This is a genomic window from Maribellus sp. YY47 (assembly GCF_023111095.1).
GTDB lineage: Bacteria > Bacteroidota > Bacteroidia > Bacteroidales > Prolixibacteraceae > Draconibacterium.
Genome location: NZ_JALGYW010000002.1, coordinates 199,047 through 214,139 on the forward strand (window position 1 = coordinate 199,047; position 15,093 = coordinate 214,139).

The following is a 15,093-nucleotide window of genomic DNA, read 5'->3' on the forward strand; positions in this document are numbered from 1 at the left end:
TCTATTTTTTTACTTGGTTTTTAACTTCTGATACAAATGTTTTCGCTGGTTTGAACGAAGGAATATTGTGAGCTGGAATAATAATAGTAGTGTTCTTAGAGATATTTCTGGCAGTTTTTTCTGCTCTTTTCTTGACCACAAAACTACCAAACCCTCTCAGGTAAACATTTTTCCCATCCACCAGTGAATCTTTTACCGTCTCCATAAAAGCTTCCACTGTTTTCTGAACAGTTACTTTTTCAATTCCAGTTTCTTTTGAAATCTCATTTACAATATCTGCCTTAGTCATCTCTTAAAATATTTAATTTTCAATATATTAATCGTTTTTATTAGAGTCTGCAAAAATAAAAATATTTTAAACACAGTAAAGCTTTTTATTTAAATTATTTTTGTTTTAATCAAGATTTTAAGTGGGTTAGCGATAAAATGCAAGAATTCAAAACAGCTCTATATAAATGGTATCATTTATACCAACGGTATTTGCCCTGGCGTCAAACCAACGATGCCTATAAAATATGGATCTCCGAAATTATACTTCAACAAACGCGGGTAGCACAGGGAACCGACTACTACCACCGTTTCATTGAGCGGTTTCCAACGGTGACCGACCTGGCTTCTGCACATGAAGACGAGGTACTAAAATTATGGCAGGGACTGGGCTATTATTCGCGGGCCAGAAACCTGCATGCCGCGGCAAAAACCATTGCGAACAATTATTCGGGAATTTTCCCCAACAAGTATGAAACCATCATAAAACTTAAAGGCATTGGGCCGTATACCGCCGCAGCCATCGCTTCCATAGCCTTTTCCCTTCCCTTCGCCACCATCGACGGGAATGTGTACCGTGTACTTTCGCGTTATTTTGGAATTGCAACTCCTATCGATTCAACACAAGGCAAAAAGGAGTTTACCCTGCTTGCAAACGAAGTGCTCGACAAAAACGCTCCGGGATTACACAACCAGGCGCTCATGGAATTCGGAGCCCTGCAATGCGTTCCGAAATCACCCAAATGTTTTGAATGTCCTTTGCATTCCTCTTGTCATGCATTTGCCAACGACCTTGTTTCCAACCTTCCGGTAAAAGAGAAAAAGACCAGGCAGTCGTTGCGCTATTTTTATTATTACCTCCTTGAAAGCGGGAGCACTATATTAATGGAGAAACGAACCCAAAATGATATCTGGAAAAACCTTTACCAGCTGCCGCTGCTGGAATCCGATCGGGAGTTAAGTGATCAGGAAATACTCAACTGCGAGATCCCTTTTCTTAGTCGAGGAAAGTATAATATAACTGCGGTTTCGGAAACCAGAAAACATATTTTGAGTCACCGTATTATAATGGCACGGACAATTCGCGCAGAAATTTCAGAAGAATCAGTGATTAGCAAAGCCCTCTTACGGGTAAATAAAAAAGATATTTCTAAATTTGCTGTACCTCGGTTAGTGGAACTCTTTTTAAAAGATTATAAATTAGGAGAATAAATATTGGAGATGAAAAATTCATCCGTACAATAATGTTAACCATTAAAAATTAAAATCATGTCAGTAAACAAAGTTATTCTTGTTGGAAACGTGGGCAAAGACCCGGAAGTCAGACACTTAGACAATGGTGTTGCAGTGGCCAATTTTCCATTGGCAACTTCGGAAACTTATACCGCCAAAAACGGAGAAAAAGTAACCACCACCGAATGGCACAATATTGTTTTGTGGAGAGGACTGGCCGATGTTGCAGAAAAATATGTAACCAAAGGTCGCCAGTTGTATATTGAAGGGAGAATCAGAACCCGTTCGTACGACGACAAAGACGGCAACAAGCGTTACACAACCGAAATCTACGGTGATGTTATGCAGATGCTTGGCTCAGCTTCCGGCAATCAACAGGCGGGTGCCGATAACAACTCAAATGTATCTCAGTCCCCATCCAATTCTCCACAGGTTAGTCAGCCCGATATTGAAGAACCCGAAGGAGACGAGGATTTACCGTTTTAATTAAATTAACTGATTTTGGAAACAGAACCGCCGCTTGCTTCCACCCTTTTTGAAGGCTGGAACGTTGAATTTCACCCTCTGACTCCGGGAATTTTTGTTGCACTGATTATCGTGTTGTTGTTATTGTTGAGCTCGGCAATGATCAGCGGATCGGAAGTGGCTTACTTTTCGCTAAGCGCTACCGAAAAAGAGAAGCTAAAAAAGAAAAGCAAGACCAATCAACGCGTTTTGGATAATCTCGCAAACCCGGAACGTCTGCTGGCCACCATATTGGTAACCAATAATTTTGTAAATGTTGGAATTATCATTTTAACCGCATACATCTCCAACAACCTGGTTACGTTTGTTAAAGCTCCGATGCTGGAATTTGTTTTCCAGGTGGTTCTGATCACTTTCTTTCTTTTACTTTTTGGCGAAATTTTCCCAAAAGTTTACGCCACACATTTTGCCTTGCGCTTTGCCAAAACAATGGCCCTGCCTTTGCAAACATTAGCAAAATTGTTCCGGCCCTTAAACGCCTTGCTTATTTATTCGACTGGTTTTGTGAACCGCAGATTACAAAAGCACCACAAAAATTTGTCGATGGACGATATTTCGCAGGCGCTGGAACTGACTTCAGAACACGAGCTCTCCGAAGAAAAAGACATCCTGGAGGGAATCGTAAAGTTTGGGAACAAGGATGTTAGCGAAATCATGAAACCTCGGGTTGACGTGGTGGCCATCGACATCAAAACAGAATTTGATGAAGTGATCCGGATCATCATCGAATCGGGCTATTCGCGAATTCCGGTGTACATCGACAGTTTTGATAATGTCAGCGGAATTCTGTACATCAAAGACATTTTACCTCACAGTCATAAAACAAACGTGTTTAAGTGGCAAACGCTTATCCGTCCGCCGTTTTATGTACCTGACACCAAAAAAATCAGTTCGCTGCTGGAAGAGTTCCAGAAAACAAAAGTTCACCTCGCTGTAGTAGTGGATGAATACGGTGGAACTTCAGGAATCGTCACCCTCGAAGATATTCTGGAAGAAATTGTGGGCGACATTACCGACGAATTTGACGAAGAGGAAAAGTTCTTCACTCAAATCAACGATAAAACCTATGTTTTTGATGCCAAGGTTTTACTCGGCGATTTTTACCGGATCACCGAAACCGACGATACCTTGTTTGACGAAGTAAAAGGAGATGCAGATACGCTGGCGGGCCTGATACTCGAATTAAGGGGCGAAATTCCGAAAGTGAACGAAGAAATCAAATGCAAACAATTTACGTTCACCATTAAAGAAGTGGACAACCGCCGGATCAAACAAATCAAGGTTGCGATTAAATAAACCTTGTCTTTACTACGTTTTACACCAAAATCAATCAGCATGAGGATTTGGAGGATTCTATTACTCGTAATGATATTTGCAGGATGCAGGGAAACATATACGCCAAAACCAAGAGGATTTTTCCGCATCGATTTCCCGCAAAAAAGCTATTCCCAAATACTCGGAAATTATCCGTATTCGTTTGATATTCCGGATTACTCCTCCATTCAACACGATTCCAGAAATCCGGATCAACCGTATTGGATAAATGTAGAAATACCGGAAAACAAAGCAGAGTTTCATATTTCTTATTACGATCTGAAAAAAAACGGTAAAACCAACCGTGAATTTTTGATCGAGTTAATGGAAGAAACCCGGCGACTCGCCTACGAACACTCGATTAAGGCAAGCGCTATCGATGAGCGGATATTTATTAATAACGCCGAAAATGTTTATGGCACCATTTACCAGATTCGGGGCAATGCCGCTTCGCCGATGCAATTTTTTCTGACCGACAGCACGCAACATTTTTTGCGTGGCGCATTCTATATTCGCGAGGTACCTGACATCGATTCGCTTCGCCCGGTTATCGATTTCCTGGAACCCGATGTTATTCGTTTGATTGAAACCACAAGCTGGAAGTAATGCCCTTTATCAGAACCATTGAAAACAAGGATGGGAAAATCGGGATTTGGCAGCTCGCCGAAACACCCGAGATTTTGCTGTCACGACTGGCGCTTTCTGAGGATGAAACCACTCAATACAGTCAGTTAAAAGCAGAAAAACGCCAGAAGGAATTCCTTACTACGCGCATTTTATTATCCGCGTTGAAAAACGGCAAACAGGAAATCTGCTATACGTCATTAGGAAAACCTTATTTACCGGAGGAAATAACCAACATCAGCATCTCACACTCGGCCAATTATGCCGTTGTTTTCCTTTCGGATAAAAAAATAGGAATTGATATTGAGCAATGCGACAGAAACATGAATCGTGTGGCTGACCGGTTTCTTAGCCAAAAGGAAAAAGCGCTGATTGAAAAACTCGACAATCCACAATTTGCCCGAGTACTTTTCTGGGCTGCCAAGGAAGCCATTTTTAAATGCACCGATGCACACGGCATCAATTTCAGGGAACAAATTCTTATCGATACTTTTGTTCCGGGCCGCGAAGGCAGTTTTACGGCCACACTGCAACTCACCGAAAGAAACTACAAATACCTTCTGTACTATTTTCCCCTCGAAAACAATGTACTGGTATATTGTGTTGAACAAGAAATTTAAGTGACATGAAACAAGTAGAGAATCAAATCCTGATCATATTTGGCGCTTCGGGCGACCTCACCAAACGCAAACTAATCCCCGCTCTTTACGAATTGTACAAACGCAAATTATTGCCTGAAAAATTCGCAGTACTGGGAGCATCGCGTTCGAAGTTAAGCGATGACGAATTCAGGGATCGTGCCGATGAATTTCTGGAAAACCATGATTCAATCGATGATTTCAAAAAGATGCTCTATTACCAATCGGTTCAAAACAATACGCCCGATGATTTTATTCCGCTAAAAAACCGCCTGGATGAGATTGCCGACACCAATGGCATTGATAAAAACTATGTCTTTTATCTTTCCACGCCTCCGTCGCTGTATTCGGTCATTCCAAAGTTTCTTTGTAAAAACGGGCTTTCAAAATCGGACCAGCATTTTCGCCGCCTGATTGTTGAAAAACCATTTGGTACTGACCTCGACTCGGCAAAAGAATTAAATGTTCAGCTGCTGAATTATTTTGCAGAAGAACAGATTTACCGAATCGATCATTACCTGGGAAAAGAGACCGTACAAAATATGTTGGTGACTCGGTTTTCGAACGGAATTTTTGAACCGTTGTGGAACCGCCGCTACATTGAGCGGGTGGAAATTACTTCGGCCGAGAGTCTGGGTGTGGAAAGCCGTGGCGGTTACTACGATCATTCCGGGGCTTTGCGCGACATGGTTCAGAATCATTTATTGCAGGTTGCCGGATTTGTGGCCATGGAACCACCCGTAGTGGTGGAAGCCGATGCGATTCGTAACGAAATTCTGAAAGTATTTCAGTCGATACGCCCCATCCGCGAAAACGAAGTGTCAAAATATGTGATTCGCGGACAGTATACTGCTTCCACCATCAAAGGGGAAGCGGCTGCAGCTTACCGCGACGAAGAGGGAGTTGACCGGCTTTCGAGAACAGAAACATTTGTGGCGCTGAAGTTTTTTATCGATAACTGGCGTTGGGCCGGCGTTCCGTTCCTGATCAGAACAGGGAAAAAACTTCCCACACGTGTTACCGAAATTGTAATCACCTTCCGGAAGGTTCCGCATCATTTGTTTGGCAACAACACCGATCAGCACAACCATAACCAATTGATCATAAGGATTCAACCCGACGAGGGAATTTTGCTGAAATTCGGAATGAAAACACCGGGTGCAGGCTTCAATGTTCAAACCGTAAACATGGATTTTCATTATTCCGATTTGGCCAATACCACCGTTCCGGCTGCCTACGAACGCCTTTTGCTCGACTGCATGACAGGAGATGCAACGCTTTATGCCCGGGGCGATGCAGTTGAACAAGCATGGAAATTTGTGCAGCCGATAATCAACGCCTGGAAAACAAATCCCGAAATTCCGATTTACGGATATCCGGCCGGAACATGGGGACCAGAGGAAGCAGAGCACCTGATAATCAACGGATCGTGGAGATATCCCTGTAAAAATCTGACCAACGACGGATTGTATTGTGAACTTTAATTTTTATCTTTCAACATCAACAGATATTTAACGGACATGACAAAAGAAACGGAAGTAAAAATCTTCAAGAATCCGAAGAAGGTGTACAATGCCATTGCCAAAAGTATCATCCAGCTTACTTCTGATTCAACTCAGAAAAACTTCGATATCGCACTTTCAGGCGGGAACTCGCCAAAGGGTTTGTTTGAAAAGATCAGTGAAAAATACAAAGACGAAATTCCGTGGGACCGTATTCATTTGTGGTGGGGAGATGAACGTTGCGTACCTCCAACTTCGGAACAAAGTAACTACAAAATGACGTTGGATTACCTGATCTCGCACATTGATATTCCGGAGAAAAACATTCACCGGATTCACGGAGAGGAAGATCCCGAACTGGAAGCTCTCCGTTATTCCAACGAGATTGACGACACACTAAACTCAAGAGGAAAAGAACCTGTTTTTGATTTGATCATTCTCGGATTGGGTGACGACGGACATACCGCATCGATATTTCCCGATCAGCTTGAATTATTTGATCACCCTGAAAATTGTGCCGTAGCCGAGCATCCGCTCACGGGCCAAAAGCGGATTACCTTAACCGGGCATGTGCTGAACAATGCAAACCGGATTTACTTTTTGGTTACCGGAGAAAATAAAGCCATGCGGGTTTCGGAAATCATGAACGACAATGAGGCCGCCAAATTGCTTCCGGCGTATTACATCTCTCCCGTTAACGGAGATTTGACTTGGTTTCTGGATGAAGCAGCGGCTTCGCTGATTTCCTAGTTTACCGAAACCATACCCAGCACATCTTCTCCAAATTTGATGGTTTCGGCAATTACTTCATCCACGCAGCCCGAGGTTAGTTCGCATCCAATAACATGACCTCCGGCTTCAGGAAAAGCTCTTTTTACCTTATCCGATGAAAGGGTGCCCAGCTGATCAAACATGGTAAGCATGGCATCTACCCTTACCGTTTGATCCTGATGCTCTTCATCTTTATAGTAGTATCCGAGAAAAACCGGCGCTGTTACGTTTTTATACGTTTCATTGTTCATGGTTGCCTTCACCAGCTGCTCAAGATACATCACGGCCTCCAGCCGGTATTTACAATTCCAGTACTGACAATCTTTCGAATTAAAATCTTCGCTGGTAATCCGGTATTTGCTTCCGGTAACTTTTCGCCCGATTTGCAGGCCCCAGTGTTTGGGCAGAATCCAAACAGTGTTATCGTTAATCCGGATATTCGGAGAATACAGAATGAGTCCATCCACATATTCCGGAAAGTCGGCAGCCAGTTTCAATCCTAAGGTTCCACCGGTTGATGTGCTCATAATGATCACCTTTTTCCCTAAGCTGCGTGCAATCATCAACGCTTCTTTTGCCGATTCCCATAAATGATCAGGCGTCATATTTAGTAAAGCATCTTCGGTTTCCAAACCATGATCGTATAAACGGGGCGCATACAAATTACATCCAAACCTGCGGGCAAATTCCACATTTGACGGGTACCCTTCGTACCACGACGCGGAAAATCCATGCAGATACAATAAACAGTAATCGGTGCGTTCCTTCACCGAATCATTCGCCCAAATAATCCGGGATTCGTTGTCCGGTTTAATCGTGAAAGCAGCTTCCTTTTTCTGAATATAATCTTCCATCGTTGAAAGACTGGCAGATATGGATGGGAGATCTTTTTTCAATTCAGGCCTGGAAGGTTTTGGGCCCAGAAAATAAACAACCACTAAAAAAACGATAAGTATTCCGACAATGCGTTTGATGCGTCTCATAACTATGAATCCTAAATTTGATGAAAGATACAAGAGTTCCTTCATATATCTTTTGCAAAAAGCAGAAAAAGAATTAAAACTGTCACGATAAGAAAAGGCAGTAGCCCCTTGAAAAGCACGAGAAAATATTTGATTAGGCCGAATAGTGTCAGTGTCTTCCAATAGCGGGCCTGACTATCACCCCGTTTTTGCCCAAACACTCTGGCTTACTGTCTCTAAATCCTCCCACAGTTTTGCAATTGCCCTGAAAACTTTCCCGGAGGCCTGTCGCAAACCTGTAAAGGGCAAAAAATTCTATTGATTGCCTCCCGCAGTCTTGCAAGGTGCAAAAATATGTTGTGAAAGCCTTCGCGCAGCTGTGTAAGTATGAATAATAGTGCTGGTTGGCTCCCCGGGGTTCTGTAAATGGCAAAAAATTTTTGTTGCACCCCCTTCGCACAACTGCAACATGGGTCCAATTTTTCTCAACCCGGTGCAGCACAACTGCGGCAGCGGAATAAAATTTATGGCTCCCGGTCGGTAAAATTGTTGCGGGGCAATTTCATAAATATTTTACCTCTTTTTCAGGGGAGGATATAACAAAAGCCCGGTGACAACCAGTATGGAGTTATTTGATTAAAACTCAATCACCAGCTGAACAGCTTTGGGAGTAATGTCGTCGGTTATAAAGTTCGACAAAGTAAGTCCCAATAAGCGAATGCCTTTTGTAAAACCACCTTCAACGCGGAGTAGTTTTTTGCTTTCGTCGATAAAAACACTTTTCGAATGATAGCAGGGCTCCAACGTTTTACTACGGGTGTGTTGTTCAAAATCGGCATATTTAAATTTAAGCGTGAGGGTTTTGGCTTTCACCTGCGACCGGCTGGCTCTTTCCCAAACTTTGTCCGCTATTTTTAAAAGCTCGGCCTCCAGTTCTTCTTCGCGGTAAAGGTCGGTTGAAAATGTATCTTCGGCTCCAACTGATTTTCTTTCGCGTGAGGGTTCCACCTCCCGGTGATCTTCTCCCCGGCAGATCTCGTAATAGTAATTCCCGGCTTTTCCAAACATCCGCACAAGCTCCAGCCGATCGATCTTTTTTAAATCGCGTCCAAACCAAATTCCGAGTTTATTGAGTTTTTCTGCCGTAACTTTTCCAATTCCGTAAAATTTCTTTACCTCCAGGTTATCAATAAAATCCATAGCCTGCTCGGGTGTGACCACAAAAATACCGTTGGGTTTATTGACATCGGAGGCTACTTTGGCCAGAAACTTATTGTACGACACACCGGCTGAAGCCGTCAATCCGGTTTCCTCAAAAATCTGCTTTTTGATTTGTCGGGCAATTAATGTGGCTGATGGCTTTCCTTTTTTTGCATAAGTAACATCGAGGTAGGCTTCGTCCAGCGAAAGCGGTTCAACCAGGTCGGTATATTCATAAAAAATATTCCTGATTTGATGCGATATTTCTTTATAGCGTTCAAAGCGGGGGGGAACAAAAATAAGAGTTGGGCACTTCCGTAGCGCAACTTTTGACGACATGGCCGAGCGAACACCATATTTCCGGGCCTCGTAGCTGGCTGCAGCAATCACTCCCCGGTCGCCTTTTCCGCCTACCACTACTGGTTTCCCTTTTAAATCGGGCTGATCATGCTGTTCCACAGATGCATAAAACGCATCCATATCGATGTGTATAATCTTTTTTATGTTGCCGGTCTGCTCCATTCTTGTCAAAAATAGCACAAAAAAAGAGCTGTCCACGCATGAACAGCTCCAAGAAAGATCAGTATAATTTATCCTAATTCTTTTCCAGTATTATAAATTCGGTACGACGGTTTTTGCGGTGTTCTGCTGCTGAGCAAGGTACACCATCGTCGCATTTGTTAACCAACTGAGTTTCGCCATAACCTTTGGCAATGATACGGTCGGCAGAAATTCCCTTACTTACGATGTAAGCCACTGCCGAATCAGAACGTTTCTGGCTCAAAATCTCGTTGTATGCATCGCTACCACGACAGTCGGTATGTGAGCCTAATTCAGCTTTCCATCCCGGATTGTCTTTCATTATTTTCACCAGTTTATCGAGTTCCACTTCCGATTCCGGCAAAATATTCCATTTATCAAAGTCGTAATAGATATTCTCCAATACAATTTTTTCTCTCACTTTTTCAACCCATAGAGTTTCTTTGATTACCCCAAAAGGTTTCCCAACAGTTGTAAGCGATTTGGAATCGTTCACATACCCGTCCATATCGGTTTTTGCAGTGTATGTAGTTTCTTTTGCCAGCTCTGTCTTAAATACACCTGCTGAAGCTGTTAGCCAGTTATTATCGAGTTGAACTTTAGCATCCGGAACAATTTCATTTGTTTTCCGATCTTTTACAACCAGTTCAAGTTCGTATTTGCCCAGTTTGGTGATCAACACTTTATAAATGTCGTCGCTACCTTCTCCACCCGATTTATCCGAAGTATAATATCCAACCTCTTCTGTTGGGTGAATAACAAAAGCGAAATCATCGCCATCTGAATTCAATTCACTTATGGCATTGGGTTCCATAATCTTATCGCCCATTAAACCGGCAGCATACAAATCAAGGTCGTCGCCACTTCCTCTTCCGTTCGAAGCAAAAATAAGTAGTTTATCCTTGTAGATAAAGGGGAACATATCGTCGCCCGAAGTGTTGATTTTATCTCCCAGGTTAATCATTTCGCCCCAAGTACCATTCTGACGAACAGCCATGTAAATATCTGTTCCTCCAAGTCCTTTGTCCGGAATATCGGAAGCAAAGTAAAGTGTATCTCCGGTTGATGTTACCGAAGGATGTCCAACGGAATAGGTAGGATCATTAAAAGGCAATTCCCCTACTTTCGTCCATACGCCGCCTTGATTTTTGGCAATAATTACTTTCAGGCGAATGTCCGCTTTTTGATAAACCTTGTTGCGAACTTCCGGGTTTTCAAAATTGCTTAAGGTTACAAACAACTCACCGGTGGCTGCACAATACGAAACAGGCCCGGCATGATAGCCCTCGCTAATGTCGGCCATTTCCACTTTTTTGTCTCCAATAACATTTCCCTTCGCATCGGTAGCGGAAGAATATAGATTGTAGTAAATCTTTTTCTTGGTTCCACTGTTCAGCATTTCAATTTCTTCAGCGGTATAAGCAGAGTACCACAATTCATTTTGAACGAAAGCCGGACCAAAATCGCTTTGGGAGGTGTTTAAATTTGTCTTTTCACTTTTTAGCTCAACCATTTTCTCAAAATACATGCATTTATTCTGAGCGGTTAACATAAGCGGGGCAATCCCCACTAAAAAAAGTAGTAATTTTTTCATGATCGATTGAATTTAGGATTTAATGAAATCATACTAACATAATAATATTAAGAATACCTATATGGCTTCTTAATACGACCCTTATTTATCTATCTGCAAAGAAAATGATTGCATTTAGTGGAAGCAAGTTAGGGGATTTTACTTAATTAATCAAGGCTTTTTCCTCAGCAATACTACATTTTCGACGTGATGAGTGTGTGGAAACATGTCTACAGGTTGGATTTTCTCAATTTGGTAAAATTCGTCCAAAATTGCGATATCTCTTGCCTGCGTTGCAGGGTTGCAACTAACATAAACAATTCGTTCGGGCGCCATCCTGAGTATGGTCAAAACAACGTCGGCATGCATACCTGCGCGGGGAGGATCGGTTATAACCACTTCGGGCTTGCCATTTTCTTTAACAAAATCATCGTTTAACACATCTTTCATATCACCGGCATAAAACGATGTATTATTTATGTTATTAAAAGATGCATTAACCTTTGCGTCCTCAATCGCCTCCGGAACATACTCAATTCCCACTACTTTTCGTGCATTTCGGGCAACAAAGTTTGCAATTGTTCCTGTTCCGGTATATAAATCATAAACCGTTTCTTCCCCGGTTAAACCAGCAAAATCGCGGGTTACTTTATATAGGTTATAGGCTTGTTCCGAATTGGTTTGATAGAAACTTTTAGCCCCGATTTTAAACTGAAGGCCTTCCATTTCTTCCAAAATATATTCCCTACCCGCAAACACCTCTATTTCCTGGTCGGTAATGGTATCGTTCCCCTTGGGATTGATCACGTAAAGTAAAGAGGTTATTTCAGGGAATTTTTCGCTTAATGTATTTAACAGCTTTTCCCTCTTTTCCCGATCTTCGAAATAAAACGTTAAGATGATCATCAGTTCACCCGTTGAGGCAGTACGGACGATCATGGTGCGTAAAAAGCCTTTCTGCTCTTTAATATCAAAAAAGCTCAGGTTATTTTCAATCGCATAGTCGTACACAAAGTTGCGAATCTTATTGGATGGATCAGGCTGCAGCCAGCATTTATCGATCTTGATTACTTTATCATACAATCCGGGCACATGAAAACCGAGTGCATTTGAGTTTTGAATTTCATGACCATTTTCGACCTCATCGTAGGTAAGCCAACGTTTATTGGAGAACGTAAATTCCATTTTATTCCGGTAAAACCGGTTTTTCTCAGATCCTAAAATTGGAGTTACTTCGGGGATTTTCAACCGCCCAATACGAGTTAACTGATCGCTTACCTGCTTTTGCTTGTAAAAAAGCTGTTTATCATAGGGCAGCATTTGCCATTTGCATCCGCCACAAACACCAAAGTGCTCACAAAAAGCATCGATCCGATCTTCTGAATAGGCTTTATATTCTCTGATAAAAGCTTCCGAATATCGTTTCCTTTTTTTTGTAACCTGCAAATCAACTACGTCTCCGGGAATTGCCATCGATGTAAAAACCACCATCTCACCTACCCGCGCCAATGCCTTACCTTCTGCACCTATGTCCTCTATCCGAACGTTCTCGTAAAAGGGCTTTTTCTTGTTTCTTCCCACCTCTATAAATTTTGTGCAAATATAATTCAATCTTACACATAGCATTATGATTGCCGCAAGTTATGATTCCCAAATAAACTTTAGGATTCCCAAAATGAAAAAACAGACCTTATTAATGCCTGTAAAAGCATTTTTATGTTTCATTTATATTTCGCGTAACAATCATTTAATTATATTTGCTATTGATTTAATGGTTGGTTTTATTTTCAATAAGTAAAACTGAATAGGGGAAAGCGACTTCTGTATTTATGATTGGTTTTGTGTTTAGGGGTTTGTAAATTATCAATCATCTTCAAAAAGCGTCCATAGTGCTTTCCCCTTCCTTTTTTTACCCGAGAGGGTATTTTTTTTGCCCTTAATCTACTCCTTCATTTCTGACACGATTGATTATATTTGCGCGATTCAGTTACGATTATGATTTCTTTAGATAAAATAAATTTAAGTTTTGGTGGTTTTGAACTTTTCAAAGAGATTAGTTTTTTGATTAATCCCAAAGACCGTATCGGGTTGATCGGAAAGAACGGAGCAGGAAAAACTACTTTACTCAAGATTATTAGCGGAATAAACTCTCCGACTTCAGGCAGCGTTGGCATTTCGAAGGATGTTACCATTGGCTATCTGCCACAGCAAATGAAGGTTTCGGATACCCGCACATTAAAAGACGAAGCGACGCAGGCTTTTAAAGAGATCCTTCAACTGGAAAAGCAAATTGCTCAGCTCAACAACGAAATAGCCGAAAGCTCCGATTATCATTCAAGCGAATACCTTAGCAAACTCGATAAAGTAACCGAGTTGCACGAGCGTTTTCAGCTTCTGGGAGGCGATAACTACGAAGCAGAACTCGAACGTACCTTGCTGGGATTGGGTTTTGAACGTTCTGATTTTGGACGTTCGACATCTGAATTTAGCGGAGGATGGAGAATGCGTGTTGAACTAGCCAAACTTCTGCTTCAGAAACCGGATGTATTTTTGCTCGACGAGCCCACCAACCACCTCGATATTGAATCGATTCAATGGCTCGAAGATTTTCTGAAAGACTACAAAGGAGCAGTTGTTCTGGTATCGCACGACAAAACCTTTCTGAACGCGGTTTGTAACAGGACCATCGAGATATCGCTCGGCAAAATTCTGGACCAAAAGATGAATTACTCATCCTTTTTAACCTGGAAGGAAGAACAAAAGAAAATCAATCTTGCGGCCTACCAGAACCAGCAAAAATTGATTGAGGACACCGAAAAATTTATCGAAAGGTTTCGCTACAAAGCATCGAAAGCAGTACAAGTACAATCGCGTATCAAACAACTGGATAAAATCGACCGGCTTGAAATTGAAGAAGAAGATAATTCAGCATTAAAACTAAACTTTCCACCGGCACCGCGTTCCGGGAAAGTGGTGGTTTCGGCTAAACATATTACAAAAGCATACGGATCGCATCTGGTTCTTGACGATATTGACTTAAACATCGAGCTGGGCGAGAAAGTCGCGTTTGTTGGCCGGAACGGTGAAGGAAAAACCACATTGGCCCGGATCATCATGAATGAACTGGACCATCAGGGACACATGCAACTCGGACACAATGTTAAAATAGGGTATTTTGCACAAAACCAGGCACAATTACTCAACGAGGAACTCACCATTTTTGAAACGATCGACGAAATAGCAGTGGGAGATATTCGGACAAAGATCCGGGACATACTGGCTGCATTTTTATTTAAGGGAGAAGACATCGACAAGAAAGTAAAAGTGTTGAGCGGTGGTGAAAAATCACGACTGGCGATGATTCGTCTAATGTTGGAACCGGTCAACTTCCTGATACTCGATGAGCCGACCAACCACCTCGACATCCGATCGAAAGAGATTCTAAAAAATGCACTTGCCAACTTTACCGGAACGGTATTGGTTGTTTCGCACGACCGCGATTTCCTGGATGGCCTGGTAAACTGCATCTATGAATTCAGAAATAAAAAAGCCAAACAACACCTGGGCGGTATCTTTGATTTCCTGTACCGAAAAAAGATGGAATCGATGAGAGAACTGGAAGCAAAAAGTAATGCTTCCAAAACCAATAATTCCATTCAAAAAGAAAAAGGGAAAAACGAACTCAGCTTTGAAGAACAAAAAGAAATAAGCCGAAACATTTCCCGGTTCGAAAAACAGGTGCAGGATGCCGAACAACGTATTTCGGACCTGGAAGGAGAGATTGAAGAAATGGACAAAGTCCTATCCTCTTCGGCACAAATCAACGACCACAGCCTTTTTGACAAATACGAAGATTTAAAAAAGAAGCTAGAAGAAATGATGCACGAATGGGAGAATACAAACGAAGAACTGGAAGCCTGGAAAATCAAAAAAACCTGGTAACT

Annotated in this window: 13 protein-coding genes; 8 read left to right on the forward strand and 5 right to left on the reverse strand. The window is 42.0% G+C overall.

Going from position 1 to position 15,093, the window contains the following annotated elements:
• Position 1: 1 nt before the first annotated feature.
• Entirely contained in the window at positions 2-289 is a 288-nt protein-coding gene (locus MR764_RS02285; protein ID WP_167605575.1) for an HU family DNA-binding protein, read from the reverse strand.
• A 137-nt stretch (positions 290-426) separates the two neighbouring features.
• On the opposite strand from MR764_RS02285, the gene mutY reads away from it, so the two are divergent.
• The 7 genes from mutY to pgl are packed head-to-tail and all read left to right on the forward strand — an operon-like array spanning position 427 to position 6,853.
• Entirely contained in the window at positions 427-1,479 is a 1,053-nt protein-coding gene (gene mutY, locus MR764_RS02290) for an A/G-specific adenine glycosylase (RefSeq protein ID WP_247977770.1), read from the forward strand.
• Positions 1,480-1,536: 57 nt separating this feature from the next.
• Complete coding sequence (locus MR764_RS02295) at positions 1,537-1,986, forward strand: single-stranded DNA-binding protein (RefSeq protein WP_247977771.1); 450 nt, start codon at positions 1,537-1,539, stop codon at positions 1,984-1,986.
• A 15-nt stretch (positions 1,987-2,001) separates the two neighbouring features.
• Positions 2,002-3,321, forward strand: coding sequence for a gliding motility-associated protein GldE (gene gldE, locus MR764_RS02300; RefSeq protein WP_247977772.1), 1,320 nt, complete (start codon positions 2,002-2,004; stop codon positions 3,319-3,321).
• A 39-nt stretch (positions 3,322-3,360) separates the two neighbouring features.
• The gene (gldD, locus tag MR764_RS02305; RefSeq protein WP_247977773.1) at positions 3,361-3,945 is read left to right on the forward strand and encodes a gliding motility lipoprotein GldD; all 585 of its coding nucleotides are present in this window, start codon (positions 3,361-3,363) and stop codon (positions 3,943-3,945) included.
• Positions 3,945-4,583 (forward strand): 4'-phosphopantetheinyl transferase superfamily protein, encoded by a 639-nt coding sequence (locus MR764_RS02310; protein ID WP_247977774.1) that lies wholly within the window; start codon positions 3,945-3,947, stop codon positions 4,581-4,583. The genes gldD and MR764_RS02310 overlap by 1 nt, the downstream gene beginning before the upstream one ends.
• 5 nt (positions 4,584-4,588) lie before the next feature.
• On the forward strand, positions 4,589-6,085 hold the full coding sequence (gene zwf / locus MR764_RS02315; protein WP_247977775.1) for a glucose-6-phosphate dehydrogenase: 1,497 nt from the start codon (positions 4,589-4,591) through the stop codon (positions 6,083-6,085).
• Positions 6,086-6,121: 36 nt separating this feature from the next.
• The gene (gene pgl, locus MR764_RS02320) at positions 6,122-6,853 is read left to right on the forward strand and encodes a 6-phosphogluconolactonase (protein WP_247977776.1); all 732 of its coding nucleotides are present in this window, start codon (positions 6,122-6,124) and stop codon (positions 6,851-6,853) included.
• Here pgl and MR764_RS02325 read toward each other — a convergent pair.
• The 4 genes from MR764_RS02325 to rlmD form a co-directional block, all read right to left on the reverse strand.
• Positions 6,850-7,857, reverse strand: a complete 1,008-nt coding sequence (locus MR764_RS02325) for an alpha/beta fold hydrolase (protein WP_247977777.1) — start codon at positions 7,855-7,857, stop codon at positions 6,850-6,852. The two genes, pgl and MR764_RS02325, sit on opposite strands and share 4 nt — an antisense overlap.
• A 615-nt stretch (positions 7,858-8,472) precedes the next feature.
• Positions 8,473-9,558 (reverse strand): DNA polymerase IV, encoded by a 1,086-nt coding sequence (gene dinB, locus MR764_RS02330; protein WP_247977778.1) that lies wholly within the window; start codon positions 9,556-9,558, stop codon positions 8,473-8,475.
• A gap of 73 nt (positions 9,559-9,631) precedes the next feature.
• Complete coding sequence (locus MR764_RS02335; protein ID WP_247977779.1) at positions 9,632-11,170, reverse strand: OmpA family protein; 1,539 nt, start codon at positions 11,168-11,170, stop codon at positions 9,632-9,634.
• 150 nt (positions 11,171-11,320) lie between these two features.
• Positions 11,321-12,730: a 23S rRNA (uracil(1939)-C(5))-methyltransferase RlmD gene (gene rlmD, locus MR764_RS02340; protein ID WP_247977780.1), complete on the reverse strand. Its 1,410-nt coding sequence runs from the start codon at positions 12,728-12,730 to the stop codon at positions 11,321-11,323.
• A gap of 414 nt (positions 12,731-13,144) precedes the next feature.
• Here rlmD and MR764_RS02345 point away from each other — a divergent pair, with 414 nt between their 5' ends.
• Entirely contained in the window at positions 13,145-15,091 is a 1,947-nt protein-coding gene (locus MR764_RS02345; protein ID WP_247977781.1) for an ABC-F family ATP-binding cassette domain-containing protein, read from the forward strand.
• Positions 15,092-15,093: the final 2 nt, after the last annotated feature.